At 66.1% G+C, this 14,598-nt stretch carries 13 protein-coding genes; 11 read left to right on the forward strand and 2 right to left on the reverse strand.

Features of this window, described 5'->3' with window-relative positions; translation table 11 throughout:
• Positions 1–62 precede the first annotated feature (62 nt).
• On the reverse strand, positions 63–1,139 hold the full coding sequence (locus tag BMW51_RS13550; protein ID WP_093007357.1) for a phosphotransferase family protein: 1,077 nt from the start codon (positions 1,137–1,139) through the stop codon (positions 63–65).
• The gene (locus BMW51_RS13555; RefSeq protein WP_093007672.1) at positions 1,136–2,374 is read right to left on the reverse strand and encodes an acyl-CoA dehydrogenase family protein; all 1,239 of its coding nucleotides are present in this window, start codon (positions 2,372–2,374) and stop codon (positions 1,136–1,138) included. The genes BMW51_RS13550 and BMW51_RS13555 overlap by 4 nt, the downstream gene beginning before the upstream one ends.
• Positions 2,375–2,596: 222 nt before the next feature.
• Here BMW51_RS13555 and BMW51_RS13560 point away from each other — a divergent pair, with 222 nt between their 5' ends.
• The 11 genes from BMW51_RS13560 (at position 2,597) to BMW51_RS13605 (ending at position 14,510) form a co-directional block, all read left to right on the forward strand.
• Positions 2,597–3,304, forward strand: a complete 708-nt coding sequence (locus BMW51_RS13560; protein ID WP_093007359.1) for a carboxymuconolactone decarboxylase family protein — start codon at positions 2,597–2,599, stop codon at positions 3,302–3,304.
• 35 nt (positions 3,305–3,339) lie between these two features.
• A complete protein-coding gene (locus BMW51_RS13565) occupies positions 3,340–4,170 on the forward strand; it encodes an enoyl-CoA hydratase/isomerase family protein (protein ID WP_019517662.1) in 831 nt (276 codons plus the stop codon).
• 4 nt (positions 4,171–4,174) lie between these two features.
• Positions 4,175–4,513, forward strand: coding sequence for an EthD family reductase (locus BMW51_RS13570; protein ID WP_093007361.1), 339 nt, complete (start codon positions 4,175–4,177; stop codon positions 4,511–4,513).
• Entirely contained in the window at positions 4,506–5,312 is an 807-nt protein-coding gene (locus BMW51_RS13575; RefSeq protein WP_093007363.1) for an SDR family NAD(P)-dependent oxidoreductase, read from the forward strand. Before BMW51_RS13570 ends, BMW51_RS13575 begins: the two co-directional genes overlap by 8 nt.
• A complete protein-coding gene (locus BMW51_RS13580) occupies positions 5,305–6,798 on the forward strand; it encodes a class I adenylate-forming enzyme family protein (protein ID WP_093007365.1) in 1,494 nt (497 codons plus the stop codon). The genes BMW51_RS13575 and BMW51_RS13580 overlap by 8 nt, the downstream gene beginning before the upstream one ends.
• Positions 6,795–7,574 (forward strand): SDR family NAD(P)-dependent oxidoreductase, encoded by a 780-nt coding sequence (locus BMW51_RS13585; protein WP_093007367.1) that lies wholly within the window; start codon positions 6,795–6,797, stop codon positions 7,572–7,574. Before BMW51_RS13580 ends, BMW51_RS13585 begins: the two co-directional genes overlap by 4 nt.
• A 58-nt stretch (positions 7,575–7,632) precedes the next feature.
• A complete protein-coding gene (locus BMW51_RS13590; protein ID WP_093007369.1) occupies positions 7,633–8,703 on the forward strand; it encodes a phosphotransferase in 1,071 nt (356 codons plus the stop codon).
• A gap of 31 nt (positions 8,704–8,734) precedes the next feature.
• Complete coding sequence (locus BMW51_RS13595) at positions 8,735–10,135, forward strand: carbohydrate porin (RefSeq protein ID WP_093007371.1); 1,401 nt, start codon at positions 8,735–8,737, stop codon at positions 10,133–10,135.
• A gap of 165 nt (positions 10,136–10,300) precedes the next feature.
• Entirely contained in the window at positions 10,301–10,606 is a 306-nt protein-coding gene (locus BMW51_RS15905; protein ID WP_143051870.1) for a hypothetical protein, read from the forward strand.
• Positions 10,603–13,113, forward strand: a complete 2,511-nt coding sequence (locus BMW51_RS13600) for a TonB-dependent receptor (protein ID WP_093007373.1) — start codon at positions 10,603–10,605, stop codon at positions 13,111–13,113. The genes BMW51_RS15905 and BMW51_RS13600 overlap by 4 nt, the downstream gene beginning before the upstream one ends.
• On the forward strand, positions 13,113–14,510 hold the full coding sequence (locus BMW51_RS13605; RefSeq protein ID WP_093007375.1) for an FAD-dependent oxidoreductase: 1,398 nt from the start codon (positions 13,113–13,115) through the stop codon (positions 14,508–14,510). The genes BMW51_RS13600 and BMW51_RS13605 overlap by 1 nt, the downstream gene beginning before the upstream one ends.
• The last annotated feature ends 88 nt before the right edge of the window (positions 14,511–14,598 follow it).

Below are 14,598 nucleotides of genomic sequence, written 5' to 3' on the forward strand. Positions count from 1 at the left end.
TCCTCGTCGCCCGCTATCGCTGCGGGTCGCATCATCGTTGGCGTGTGGTGAAGGCGATCAGTTCAGCTGGCGCCCGCCTGCTGCGCGGAGGCCCATGCGGCGCGCGCCAGCGGCTTGATGCGCTGGATGATCTCGCCCGCGTTGTCGGCGGTCTGCACGCCGTCGCGCGCGCGCCCCGCAATGCCCTGCAGGATGGCCGCGACCCGGAACAGGTTGAACGCGGTGTAGAAGGGGTGGGTCGGATCGACGTCGAACCCGGTGCGATCGCGGTACGCCTGCGCGTAATCGCGCGCGGTCGGGATGCCGAGCGCAGCGAGATCGGCGCCGCGCAACGTGCCGCGCACGTCGACGCCCTCGGGCCGGAACCACTCCATCATATGGTAGGTCAGATCGCCCAGCGGATCGCCCAGCGTCGATAGTTCCCAATCAATCACCGCCGCGACGCGCGGCTCGGTCGGGTGGATCAGGAGGTTGTGGAACGAGTAATCGCCGTGGATGATCGTGGTACGATCGTCGCCCGCCGGGATTGCCCCCGGCAACCAGGCGGCGAGCCGGTCCATTTCCGGCAGATCGTCGGTGCGCGACGCCTCATACTGCCGCGACCAGCGCGAGATCTGGCGTGCGAAGTAATTGCCCGGGCGGCCGTAGTCGGACAGCCCGAGTGCGGCGTAATCGACTAGGTGCAGCCGCGCGAGCGTCTCATTCGCTGAATCGTACACCGCTGCGCGTTCGTGCGGCGACAGCGTCGGCATGCGCGGGTCCCAGAAGCCGCGGCCGGGAATGTGGCGCATGACGTAGAACATCGAGCCGATGACATCCAGGTCTTCGCACAGCACCAGCGGCTCAGGCACGGGCAGTCCTGCCTCGAACAACGCGCGGGTCACGCGGTACTCGCGGTCGACCGCGTGCGCGGAGGCGAGCAGCACACCGGCGGGCTTGCGTCGGAGCACGTAGCGCGCGTCGGGCGTATGGAGCAGGAACGTGGGATTGGATTGCCCACCCTGGAACTGCTCCACCCGCATTGGACCCGCGAAGCCGGGGATTGTGCCGGTGAGATACCGTTCCAGCACCGCCTCGTCGAACGCGCTCCCGGGCGCGACCGCCGCGGTCTGGCCGATCATCGCCGCGGGCGCGTTCATGCCGCCAGCTCCGCGCGGTACTTGTCGAGCTCCATGCGCGCGAGCTGCCGTTCGTGCACCTCGTCGGGTCCATCGGTCAGGCGAACGATGCGCGTGTTCGCCCACAGTTCGGCGAGGCCAAAGTCGTCGGTCACGCCCGCGCCGCCGTGCGCCTGGATCGCGTCGTCGACGATCTGCTGCGCCATCTTGGGCGCGGCGATCTTGATCATCGCGATCTCGGCGCGCGCGGCCTTGTTGCCGACCGTGTCCATCATGTGCGCGGCCTTGAGGCACAACAGACGCGCCATCTCGATCTCGCAGCGCGCGCGCGCGATCCGCTCTTCCCACACCGAATGCTCGGCGATCGTCTTGCCAAAGGTGCGGCGCGTCAGCAGTCGGCGGCACATCTTTTCCAGCGCGACCTCCATCGTCGCGATGTTGCGCATCGTGTGATGAATGCGGCCCGGCCCTAGGCGGCCCTGCGCGATCTCGAACCCGCGCCCTTCGCCGAGCAGCATGTTCTCCGCCGGCACGCGCACGTCTTCCAGCAGCACCTCGAAATGGCCGTGCGGCGCGTGGTCGTATCCGAACACCGGCAGGTGACGCACCAGCGTCACGCCCGGCATGTCACGCGGCACCAGGATCATCGACTGCTGATGATAGGCGGCGGCGTCGGGATCGGTCTTGCCCATCAGCACGAAGAAGTCGCACTTGGGATGACCCGCGCCGGACGACCACCATTTGCGGCCGTTGATGACGTAGTGATCGCCGTCGCGACGAATGGCGGTCTGAATATTGCGCGCGTCCGACGAGGCGACCGCGGGCTCGGTCATCAGGAAGGCCGATCGCGTGACGCCGTCGCGCAGTGGCAGCATGAAGCGTTCTTTCTGTGCCGGCGTGCCGTAGCGGTGGAGCACCTCGAAATTGCCGGTGTCGGGCGCCATGCAGTTGAATACCTCGCTCGCGAACGACACGCGGCCCATCAGCTCGGCGATCGGCGCATATTCGAGGTTGGTGAGCCCGGGGCTGGTGAAATATTCGTCGTCGTGATCCGACGGCGGCATGAAGAAATTCCACAAGCCTTCGGCCTTGGCCCTGGCCTTTAACTCTTCGAATACTGGCGGAATTTCGGTCCAACGATCGATCGCGGCGGCTTGCGCGTGATAGGTCGGGATCGCGGGAATGATGTGCGCGTCCATGAACGCGCGTACCCGCTCCATCCATGCCAGCGATCGTTCCGACTGCTCGAAGTTCATCATCCATCCCCTGATGATCGCTGCTGGTTGTCCGCTACGCGATCAGGCATATCGTTCGACCATTCGGTCGGCAGCATGGCTATTCGACCGACCGGTCGGGTGTCAACGTGTTTCGTAGTTGATGACTGATGCGACCAGCCGCCCTGTCACTAGGGTTAGGTGGAAGAAAGTCCGTTGACGCCCGACCGGGCGGTCGACACAATGATCGACAGGAGAGCGACGATGTCGAACCACGAAGAAACAGCATTGGACAAGGTCGCGCTGCTGCGTGCCCATGCCCCATATACGCTCGCCGGATATGCCGATTTTCGCGCGGTGATCGATACCGACGGTGCGATTTCCGCGCGGCTGAAGGCCTTGTTCGTCGCCGTCGCCGCGACTGACCGTCGCTATCCCGATCTGGCGCGGCAGGAGCTGAAGCGTGGGGTCGCGCTCGGCCTGTCGGCGACGGACGCGCTCGCCGGCATCATCGTGCTCAGCAGCCTTCGCGGCGAGGGGGCTGCGGGTGAATTTGCGGCATTGGTGCAGGAGTGCGTGCCGCTCGGCGACGCCGCCCCTGATGCCGAGCGCGTCACGGCGCAGCCCGGTGAGGCAGAGGCCAATTTCCTCGATTATTTCGGCACGATCCCGCCGCCGCTCGCGCAGTTGATGCGCCTGTCGCCACGCGCCGCCGATGCCTATTACCTGATGCGTCGCGGCAGCATCGATGCCAATCCGCTGTCGCCCAAGCACGGCGAGCTGCTGCTGCTGGCGATCCTGGCGGCGGGTTACAGCCCGATGGCGGCGCGCCACGTCGACGGCGCGCGCCGCGCCGGTGCCAGTGACGCCGAAATCGCCGAAGCGACGCTCTGCGCCATTCCGGCGGCCGGCATCGCCGCCTGGATGGCGGTGGGCGGCCTGCTCGAAACGGTGGCCGAACCAGCCGCCTGACCTATCACACACCAACCTTCGAGGGAGCTAACATCATGGCAAGCGAATATGTGAACAAGCAGCCGGTGACGCAGGAAACCGACGTCATCCAGTACGAGCTGGCCGACAACGGCATCTGCACGATCTGGCTCAATCGCCCGCACAAGCGCAATTGCGTCAGCCCGCAGCTGCTGCGCGACCTGGAGGCCGCAGTCGACCGCGCCGCCGAGGACAAGAACGCGCTCGCGGTCGTGTTCCGCGGCCGCGGCAACACCTTCTGCGCAGGTGCCGACCTCGATCAGCTCGTCGGGCCAGTGCTGCACGAATCGAGCACCTCGCTCCAGCTCGCTATCGATTCTGCGCGCACCTATGACAAGATCTACAACATGAAGAAGCCGACGATCGCCTGCGTCGAGGGCTATGCGGTCGCGGGCGGGTTCGAGCTGTTCATCTCGTGTGATTTCGGCATCGCCGCCGACGACGCCAAGATCGGCGATTTCCACATACGCCGCGCGCTGTTCGGCGGTGCCGGGCCGATCTACCGCCTGCCGCGCTACATCGGCATGCGCAAGTCGAAGGAGTTGATGCTGACCGGCAAGCTGCTGTCGGGCACCGAGTGCGTCGAATGGGGCCTGTGCAACGCGTCCGCGCCGAGTGGCGATGCGCTGGAGCAATTGATCCAGGACTTCTGCGCGCCGCTGATCGACAAGAGCCCGTTCTGCATGTGGATGACCAAGATGGCGCTCAATCGCGGCATGGACGCGGACACCAACTCGCTGATCACGCTCGAGACGATGACCTGCAACGTCGTCCACCACTCGGCCGACGCGAAGGAGGGCGTCGCCGCGTTCCTCGAGAAGCGCAAGCCGGTCTGGACGGGTAACTAAGGCGATGGCGGTCAGCATGGTCGTGCTCGCCAGTCGCCCGAACGACTGGACGCAGGCGCGCTTCACCGAATGGTGGCGCGGCCCCCACGCCGATGCTGCCAAGGTGCTGCCCGGTCTGGTCGCGTATCGCCACGGCGTCGTGACTAAGGACTATGACAGCCCCGAGGTGCCGGGTTGGGACGGGCACGCCGTGCTGACCTTCGCCGACCAGGCGGCGCTCGACGTCGCCTTCGCGTCGCCTGAGTGGAAGGCAGCGACCGCGCAGACGAAGGGGATGGGTGGCCGCCGCATCATCCTCATCACCGACGAGATCGATCTGCTCGGCGGGCAGAGCAATGGCTGAGGCTGGCGCAACGCTGTCGCCCGGCTTCGCCGCCGGCGCCTTTCGCCTCGACGGGCGACGCGCGCTGATCACCGGCGGGCGCGGTGCGCTCGCCGAGGCGATGGCGGCGACGCTCGCTGACCTCGGCTGCGCGGTGGCGCTCGCGTCGCGCAACGGCGAGGAGTGCGCAGGCCTTGCGGCCGACATCGGGCGGCGCTTCGGCGTGCAGGCGATCGGCATCGCCTGCGACATCGCCGACGAGGAGTCGGTCGAGCGTGCGATCGTCGAGACGATCGACCAGCTCGGTGGGCTCGACATCCTCGTCAACAATGCCGGCGCATCGTGGTGGGGTCTGCCGCAGGACATCCCGCTCAAGGGCTGGCGCAAGGTCATGGACGTCAACGTGACCGGCACCTTCCTCGCCTGCCGCCACGCCGCGCGTCACATGATCGCGCAAGGGCAGGGTGCGATCATCAACATCGCCTCGGTCGGCGCCTTCATCTCCTATCGGCCGGGCGAGGGGCAGGTCGTGCCTTACACGACCAGCAAGGCGGCGATCGTGCATCTGACCAGCGACCTCGCCGCGCAATGGGCGGAGCACGGCATCCGCGTCAACGCGATCGCGCCCGGCTCGATCGAGACAGGCATGACCGAGACGCTCGATCCCGCGATCCAGGAAAAGACCCGCGCCGGCATCCTGCTCGGTCGTTTCGGCCGTCCCGACGAGGTGTCGGGCACGCTCGCGCTGCTCGCCTCGGACGCGGGCAGCTTCATCACCGGACAAACCTTCCTCGTGGACGGGGGACAATCTCTTGGCTGACTTTTCTGCCGGCGATCTCCACTGGAGCGACGACAGCCTGTGGACGCAGTTCGAACGGCTCGCGCAGGCCGACGCGGCCGCGGTGGCGCTGATCGACTGCGACGATCGCCACTGGAGCCGCGCCGAATTGCAGGAGCGCGCGCACGCCGTCGCGGCTGATCTGCGTGCAGCCGGTGTCGAAGCCGGATCGCGCGTGCTCGTTGCCGGACACAAGCGCGCGGGCACATTGGCGATCGCGCTCGCCGTGTCGTCGCTCGGTGCTACATTTTGCCCTTACTCGCCCAAGCTGACGCCCGCCGATCGCGCCGTGCTGGAGGCACGGCTCGGCCACGCGGCGCACGCGCAGGCCGGCAGCGATGATGCCGTGACGATCGAACCGGCGACTAGCCCTGCGGCTGGTGGATCGGCACGCACCGATGTCGCGCTGATCGGCTTCACCTCGGGTTCGACCGGCGTGCCCAAGGGTGTGATGCACGGCCGCGGCGCGCTCAATTACGCCACGCGCGCGTGCGCCGCGATTGCGGAGCTTCAACCGGGTGACTCGATCCTCGGCATCGTCCCGCTCGACAGCGCACCCGGCTATACCTTCACCGCGCATTTCGCGCTCTCGCTCGGCCATCCGCTCGTTATGATCGATCCGTGGGAGCCGTCCGCCGCGATGGACCGCGCGGTCAGGTACAATGGTGGCTGGGCGATCATGGTACCGACGCACCTGTTCACGATGGTCGAGGCCGCGCGCACGGGCGCTTGGGTAGGCCGGCTGCCGCTGCGGGCCTGTGCAGTCGGTGGCAGCGCGATGACGCCCGAACTGATCGCCGACGCCGACCGGCTGCTCGGGCTTAAGGCGCTGCGCATGTTCGGCATGTCCGAGTGCATGGGGCACAGCTCGGCGCGTCCTGGCGACCCGCTCGATCGGCGGCAGAATTTCGACGGTATCCCATTTCCGGGCACGCAGGAGGAAGCGTTCGACGCCAACGAGCAACCGCTGCCGCGCGGCGTGCGCGGGCAGGCGGGCGTGCGCGGCCCGTCGCTGTTCCTCGGGTATGCCGAGGGACTTGGTACGGGGCAGGAGCGGCTGACCGCCGACGGTTTCTACCTGACCGGCGACGAGATCACGCGCGACGACGACGGGTTCGTGAAGGTCGTCGGCCGGATCAAGGATCAGATCATCCGCGGCGGCTTCAACATCGACCCTGCCGAGATCGAGGCAGCGTTGCTGCGCCATCCCGCCATCGCCGAAGTCGCGGTGGTCGGCGTGCCCGAACGCAAGCTGGGCGAGCAGGCGTGCGCCGTGTGCCGCATCCGCGATGGTGCGGAGCCGGTGACGTTCGATCAGGTAATCGCGCACCTGCAAGCCGAGGGTCTGTCGCGCAAGAAATGGCCCGAGCATTTGCTGCTGGTCGACCACATGGTCGTCGGCGCGACGGGCAAGCTCGACAAGAAGGCGATGGCCGCGCACGCGATCAGCACGCTGGTGCCCGCGTGAGCGTGCCCGCTTTCTCGTTCGACCTGTCGGGGCGGGTCGCGCTCGTCACCGGCGCATCCTCCGGCCTCGGCCGGCGCTTCGCCACGTTGCTGGCGGCGAGCGGGGCAAAGGTCGTGATCGGCGCGCGTCGGGTCGAATTGCTGACCGAACTCGCTGACGAGATCGCGGCGTCAGGTGGTGAGGCGCTCGCGGTGACGCTCGATGTCACCGACGAGGCGTCGATCATCGCGGCCTATGACGCCGCGGCGACGCGATTCGGCCCGGTCGACACCGTGATCGCCAATGCAGGGTTGAACGTCGCGGGCAGTGCGATGGGGCTCAACGTCGACGATTTCGACCGCATGGTCTCGGTCAATCTGCGCGGCGTGTTCCTGACCGTGCGGGAAGGCGCGCGCCGCATGGTTGCCGCCGGCGCGCGCGAGCGCGGCAACGGCCGTGTCACCATCATCTCCTCCATCACCGCGCACCAGCCCGCGGCCGGCATCGCACCCTATGCCGCGACCAAGGCGGCGGTCGCGCAGATGGGGCGTTCGCTGGCGAAGGACTGGGCGGGGAAGGGCATCAACGTCAACGTGCTCTGCCCTGGCTATGTCGCGACCGAGATGAACGAGGCGATTTGGGACCAGCCCGCGGGCGCGGCACTGCTCGCCGGCTTCGCGCGGCCGCGCGTGATGGACGAGGACGCGCTCGACGCGCTGATCCTGTTCCTGTCATCGGATGCCAGCCGCTTCATGACCGGATCGGTCGTCACGCTGGACGACGGCCAGACGCTCTGACGCGCGCCTGATCGGGGCCGCGGTTCCGTCACCGGCTCAAGGTTTTGGAGAAGATATCGTGACCGACGCCGCCGACAATATCGGCACGACGGCCGTCCGCGCCGGCTTTGCCTTCGACGAGGCCGCGCTTGAGCAGTGGATGCGCGCCAACGTGCCGGGCTATGCCGGGCCGCTCAGGGTCACGCAGTTCCGCGGTGGTCAGTCGAACCCGACCTACCGGCTCGACACGCCGACGCGCGCCTATGTGCTGCGACGCAAGCCGCCGGGCGTGCTGCTGAAGGGAGCGCACGCGATCGAGCGTGAGGCGCGCGTGCTGAGCGCGCTCGGCTCGATCGGCTACCCGGTCGCGCACGTTCACGCTTTGTGCACCGAGGCCGAGGTGATCGGCACGCCCTTCTACGTCATGGATCTGGTCGAAGGGCGCGTGTTCTGGGACGCGTCGTTCAGCGACGTGCCCCGAGGTGAGCGCGCGGGTTATTTCGAGGCGATGAACGCCGCGATTGCCGACCTGCACGCGATCGATCCCGCCGCGGTCGGCCTCGCCGACTACGGCCGCCCCGGCGACTATTTCGCGCGGCAGATCGCGCGCTGGTCGGGGCAGTACCACGCCGACACCGAGGCGGGGCGCGATGCAAACATGGATCGCCTGATCGACTGGTTGCACGCCAACGTACCGGCGGGCGACGATGACACGGGCATCATCCACGGCGATTTCCGCTGCGACAACATGATCTTCGAGTCCGCCGGACCGCGCATCCTCGCGGTGCTCGACTGGGAGCTTTCCACGCTTGGCCACCGCGGCGCCGACTTCGCTTATCATACCATGATGTATCGCATGCCGCCGTACATCGTCGCGGGCTTGGGCGGTGCGGACGTGGGCGCGCTCGGCTTGCCGAGCGAGGGCGAATACGTCGCGGCTTACTGCGCGCATCGCGGACTCTCGGACCTGCCGAACTACGACTTCTACGTCGCGTTCAACTTCTTTCGGCTCGCAGCGATCTTCCACGGGATCAAGGGGCGCGTGCTGCGCGGCTCGGCGGCGTCGGCGCAAGCGCGGCAGCGCGTCGAAGTATTGCCGGAATTGATGCGACTGGCGTGGGCGCAGGCGGAGCGTGCGGGCACCCGCTGACCAGTCTGCGGTGATCAATTGGAGAGAGTAGATGCGTAACACGATCGATCGCGCTGCGATCGTAGCAGCCGCTGCGCTGGCCGCCTCGGCGCCTGTCGCGGTCGGCGCCCAAACCACGACACAGGAGGCTGCGCCGTCATCGACACCGGACGTGCAGCCCGCCACCGTCTCCGCCCTGCCCGACGACAGCCAAACGCCGGCGCCGGACCGTTACAAGCGGTTCGATGACCTGAGCCTGAAAGGCTGGGCGATCCCCTATCCGAAGGTCGCGGATACGATCCTGGGAGACAAGCTCGGCGTTCGAGACGCCTTGGCCGACATCGGGATCGGTATATCGCCGATCAATACGGCCAATTTCCAATATGATTTCCTGCAGAATGACCGCGGTTATAAAGGACCTCAGCTTTACAACGGTCAGCGCATCACCCGCACCAACACGACGGTCAGCCTGACGGCGACTTATGATCTAGGGCAAGTGGGGCTGAAAGGTGGGCAGCTCGCGACCACCTTCTCCGTCATCAACAACAGTTTTCCCGCGGTGAATGGTCCGAAAAAGGTGCGGATCGGTCGCCTGCATTACTACCAGGAGTTGTTCGGCGGCGCGGTCGACTTCAAGCTCGGATATATCGACAATACGCAGGAGTTCCTCGGCATCAACGTCGGCGGCAATCTGGCGACCGGTAACCTAGGGCCGCAGGCGACGATCCCGTTCCAGCTCGGCCTCAGCTACGGCGGGTTTGCGGCGCCCGGGTTCAACCTGCGGGTCAAGTCGAAGAACGGCTTGTACAACAAGATCGGCGTGCAGCGCAGCCTGCCGCCAGGTGGCGCGGCGGCGGAGAATGCGGTGAACCCAGGCGGTTTCCGCTTCTCCCCGCCTGAAACGGGCGTGCTGATGATCGACGAGGTGGGCTTCAATCGGCCCTCCGCTGCTGGCGTCAAATCGACCTGGATCCGTGCTGGCGGCATCTACAATACGACGCAGTTCGCCCGCTTCGGTCGTCCGGGCGAGACGCGAGACAATTTCGCGCTGTTTGCGGCGGCGGATCGGCAGCTGACGCAGGTCGATCCGACCAAGCCGTTCCGCGGTATCTACGCCGGCGGCACGATCAATTATGCACCACCGCAGCAGAACTTCTACACGCAATATTACGAAGGGCGCTTGTACGCGGTCGGCCTGCTCGCGAGCCGGCCATTCGACCTGGCCTCGCTCGTCTCGACCTTCAACGTCTACAGCCCGCAAGGGCTGGCGGCGCGGACGCCGCCGGGACAGGGCAATTACCGCAACACCTTTGCCGTGACCGCCAGCTATGCGCTGCGTGTCAGCGCGGGTAGCTACCTGCAGCCCGGCCTGGGCGTGACCGTGCACCCGATCTACACGCCGCGCTTCTCGCCTGCGCTGAACGGCTATCTAAGCATCATCACGCTGTTCTGATCTCAGGCGCCTCACGAGCAGCGTCGGCCCGCGCTGCGTCGCCGATTAGCAGATGATCGGCGATAATGAAGCGTTGACAGCCGACCGGTCGGTCGACTAGATCGAAGTAATCGACCGACCGGACGAACGACTCCGGCGATCGTCTCGGGTGAGGATCGTTGAACCGTGGCTTTCGAGCAATCGAACCGTTCGACTTCAGTGAAGATGCCGGATCGCGACATCGCGGCGGCGTCCGCCTTTTCCATAACACGCGCGCTCCAGAATTTCAGCAGTCCTGCCGATGCGGTTCAAGGCGTCGCCGGGGCGCGTGCCATCATGCCGATGCCACAGGCCAGACAGGCGGACGAAGACCCCACGAAAACTCGCCTCGACGACTGTCGCCCCGGCAGCGCGCGCGAATGGGTCAGGATCAGCAATCGCGAGAACAAGGCGGCCCAGAGAGGCCGCCGTCATGGAGGAGAGGGTAGATGAAGGCCAAGTGGACGAAGTGCCTGCTCACGGCAGTCAGTCTGGCGACGCTGTCGACTGCGGCTGCCGCGCAAGCGCAGACTGCGCCGGCGAGCAATCAGCCCGCCATTCCGCCGACGACGCAGGTGCCGGGCGGTGATGCTGCGCAAGGTTCGGCCAGCACTCCTGCTTCACCGCTTTCCGTCGACCAGCAGGAACAAGCCACCCGTCCGGGTGCCGGCGACGGTGGCGAGATCGTGGTGACGGCCCGGCGTCGTGTTGAACGATTGCAGGATGTGCCCGTCGCCGCCACGGTGATCGACCAGCAGCAGATCCGGCAATATGACCTGACTTCGGTTGCCAACATCAGGATCGCGGCGCCCGAGATCACGCTCGACCGCGGCTTTACCGGCTCGGCTTCGTCCATCTCGCTGCGTGGTGTCAGTTCCTCGTCGATCGACGGCGGCGTCGAGCAGTCGGTGCTGCTCGACTTCGACGGCATGGCGATCAGCCGCGGCCGCGTGCTCAACGATGCCCTGTTCGACGTGGAGCAATTGAACGTTCTCAAGGGACCGCAGGCGGTGTTCTTCGGCAAGAACTCTCCCGGCGGCGTCGTCTCCATTCGCTCGGCCAATCCCGGCAAGACCTTCAACGCCTACGCGCGGACCGGGTACGAATTCACCTCCGACAACCTCCAGGTCGAGGCGGCGGCAGGTGGTCCGCTCGGCAATGGGTTCGGCTTGCGCGTCGCGGTGTTCGGCAGCAGCAGCGAGGGTTATATCCGCAATCAGGATCGCGGCGTTGTCGACGTGGTGCGCAGCGCCGCGACCGGCAGCACGTTCGTTCCCGCCGCTTTCTCGCGACTGGGCGCCGAGCGCAAGCTGGCCGGTCGTGTTACGCTTACCTATGACAATGATGCCGGCTTCTCCGCCAATTTCAAGCTGCTCGCCAGCAGCTATCGCGGCCAGGGAATTCAAAGCTTCAGCGAGATCATGGGCTGTCCCGGCGGGCGCACGAAGCCGGTCACCACAGGAGGCATCGTCGATCCGACCGGCGACTGCAAATTGAACGACAAATCGTCGCAAGGCTGGATCTCGCCGCAAATTCTGCAGAACTGGTCTCAGGTCAATCGCTACAACAATGGCGCGCCGTTCTCGCGCAACAATACGCTGCTGCCGACCTTGACGCTGAACTACGAAGGTGATGCGGTCACGCTGACATCGGTGACCGGTTATTACGACTATGATTATGTGAGCCAGGGCAACGCCGACGCGACGTCCTACTCGTACTTCTGGTCGTATAGTAACGAGAAGAACAAGAGCTTCTATCAGGAGGTGCGCGCGACGACCTCGTTCGATGGCGCGCTCAACTTCGCTGGCGGCGGTCACTACGAACACAACAAGCGCGATCTGTTCGTTGGCGCGGCGAGCGGGCCACTGCCGCGTGATCCCGCAACCGGACGTTACAACGCCAACGACAACACGCAGCTCAACAAGTCGAGCGCGTGGTCGGTGTTCGGGCAGGCCGTGCTCAACATCACGCCCAAACTCGAACTTGCAGGCGGCGCGCGCTACACGCGCCAGCATAACGAGATCAACTCGGGCAACGTATATCGCCACCCGCTCGTGACGGCGCAATTGCCCGCCGGCGTCCGCATCGTGGGTGAGAAGAGCCAGGACAATATCTCACCCGAGGCGACGCTGACATGGCGGCCCAGCCGCGAGCTGACGCTGTACGGCGCGTACAAGACCGGCTTTCTCGCGGGAGGGTTCTCCAACCCGGGCGCGCTCAGCGCGATCACGACGATTGATACGCTCAGCTTCGACGAGGAAACGGTCGACGGCTTCGAGATCGGCGCGAAATCGACGCTGATGAACGGCCGCCTGACCGCGAACCTGACCGGCTATCGCTACATCTACAAGGGGCTGCCGCTGACCTCGATCCTCGCGGTGTCGGCGAATACGCTGACCTATGTGACGCAGAATGCGGCCAACACGGTCGCGCAGGGTATCGAGTTCGAGACTGCATACCGCGCGGCGGGCGGTCTGACGCTGCGTGGAACAGCCTCGTATAACGACGCGCATTACGATCGCTTCCCCGGCGCGCAATGCTATACCGGGCAAACGGCCGCGCAAGGTTGCGTGGCTACCGGCAACACCACGTCGCAGGATCTTTCGGGACGCCAGGTCTATCGTGCGCCGAAGTTCATCGGCACCGCAGGTGTGTTGAAGACCTTCGACCTCACCCCCGACGTGGCCACCACGCTCAATGCCGATGTCCGCTATACGACGGGCTATTACAGCGGCCTGAACCTCAATCCGGTGTCGTACCAGGACGGCTTCCTGACCCTGAACGCGGGCGCGCGGTTCGACATGGAGGGAGGTCGCTACTCGATCGCGCTGATCGGGCGCAACCTGACCAATCGCCGCTACGCCACGATCGGCATCGACAAGCCCGGCGGCAGTGGCGAGGTCTACACCGTCGCCGGCGAGCCGCGCGCGGTCGTGCTGCAGCTGGAGACGAAGTTCTGATGACTGACGTTCAGGCGCACGAGGTCGAGTGCGACCTGCTCGTTATCGGCGGCGGCATGGCCGGCATGTCTGCCGCAGGATGGGCGGCGGAACGCGGCGCGCGCGTGATCGTGGTCGAGCGCGCCGCCGCGCTCGGTGGCTCCGCGGTTCTGTCCGGCGGCGTGCTCTGGACGGCGTCGTCGCCGGAGAAGATGACCCTCTACGGCGGCGGCGATCCCGCGCTCGGCCAGGTGGTGTTCGACACCTATCCCGACGCGGTCGCGTGGTTGCGCCATCGTGAGATCGATATATCGCCGCGCATGGATGTGCTGCACGGGCAGGGATATCAGATCGACATCGCCGGCCACATTCGCGGCTGCGCCACCCTCGTGGAGCAGCACGGCGGCTACATCATGCTCGACACAGAGACGATTGAGCTGACGCGGGATGAGGCCGGCGCGATCACCGGCGCGCTGACGCGGCACGCCGACGGCGACGTGCTGGTCCGCGCGGCTGCTACCTTGCTCGCAACCGGCGGATTTCAAGCGTCGCCCGAACTTCGCGAACGCTTCATCCATCCAAACGCGCGCGACATGCTGCTGCGCTCCAACCCGGTGAGCGACGGCGCGGGATTGCGGCTGGGCGAGGAGGTTGGGGGAGAGGTGGCCGGGACCAACCGCGGCTTCTACGGGCATCTGGTCAGCGAGCCGCGCGCGTGGGGCGACGAGCGGTTGTTCGTTGCGCTGTCGCAATATCACTCCGAACACGCGTTGCTCTTCAACGAGGCAGGGCAACGCTTCTGCGATGAAACGCGCGGCGACCACACCAACACTTACGAGACCCTGATCCAGCCGAACGCGCGGGCGCTGTGCGTGTGGGACAGGCGCGTGCACGAAAGTTACGCGACCGTTCCCGTCGTCTCGATCGGGGTCGCGGAAGACAAGCTCGAGGTCGCGCTGGCGAACGGTGGCAAGGGTATTGTCGCAGCAGATGCGGCTGCTGTAGGCGAGTTCGCGAGCGCGCACGGGTTCGATGGCGAGGCGATCATCGCGTCGCTCGCCAGCTTCAACGACGCCGCCCGGCACGGATGGGAGCGGCAACATCCGCCGCGCAGCGAGGATGCACGACCGATCGACAAGGCGCCGTTCTATGCGCTCATTGTTCACCCTGCGATTACCTTCACGTTCGGCGGGCTGACGATCGACACCGGCGCGCACGTGCTGCGCAGTGACGGCTCGCGCGTCGCCGGACTGTTCGCCGCCGGAGCGGACGCGGCCGGCGCCTACGGCTCTGGCTACGCGGGAGGACTGGCGCTGGCCATGACATTCGGAATAACGGCAGCACGCTCGGCCGGCTGGACTCGCAAGCTCGACGTCTTCAGCACGCACCCGTTCGCGAAAGCCACGTCATCGGCTTGATCAGTGGGAGAGCCTACAAGGCAGCGACCTTGCAGACTCTGTTCTAGGAGGAACGGTCAAGCCAGCGACCGCTCCTTACACCACAATC

It is taken from the genome of Sphingomonas palmae, from assembly GCF_900109565.1.
Taxonomy (GTDB): domain Bacteria; phylum Pseudomonadota; class Alphaproteobacteria; order Sphingomonadales; family Sphingomonadaceae; genus Sphingomonas; species Sphingomonas palmae.

Excerpts from the sequence above, each read along its gene's own strand:
- BMW51_RS13550 (WP_093007357.1), bottom strand. The coding sequence starts at position 1,139 with ATGAACGCGCCCGCGGCGATGATCGGCCAGACCGCGGCGGTCGCGCCC.
- BMW51_RS13555 (WP_093007672.1), bottom strand. The coding sequence starts at position 2,374 with ATGAACTTCGAGCAGTCGGAACGATCGCTGGCATGGATGGAGCGGGTA.
- BMW51_RS13560 (WP_093007359.1), top strand. The coding sequence starts at position 2,597 with ATGTCGAACCACGAAGAAACAGCATTGGACAAGGTCGCGCTGCTGCGT.
- BMW51_RS13565 (WP_019517662.1), top strand. The coding sequence starts at position 3,340 with ATGGCAAGCGAATATGTGAACAAGCAGCCGGTGACGCAGGAAACCGAC.
- BMW51_RS13570 (WP_093007361.1), top strand. The coding sequence starts at position 4,175 with ATGGCGGTCAGCATGGTCGTGCTCGCCAGTCGCCCGAACGACTGGACG.
- BMW51_RS13575 (WP_093007363.1), top strand. The coding sequence starts at position 4,506 with ATGGCTGAGGCTGGCGCAACGCTGTCGCCCGGCTTCGCCGCCGGCGCC.
- BMW51_RS13595 (WP_093007371.1), top strand. The coding sequence starts at position 8,735 with ATGCGTAACACGATCGATCGCGCTGCGATCGTAGCAGCCGCTGCGCTG.
- BMW51_RS13600 (WP_093007373.1), top strand. The coding sequence starts at position 10,603 with ATGAAGGCCAAGTGGACGAAGTGCCTGCTCACGGCAGTCAGTCTGGCG.
- BMW51_RS13605 (WP_093007375.1), top strand. The coding sequence starts at position 13,113 with ATGACTGACGTTCAGGCGCACGAGGTCGAGTGCGACCTGCTCGTTATC.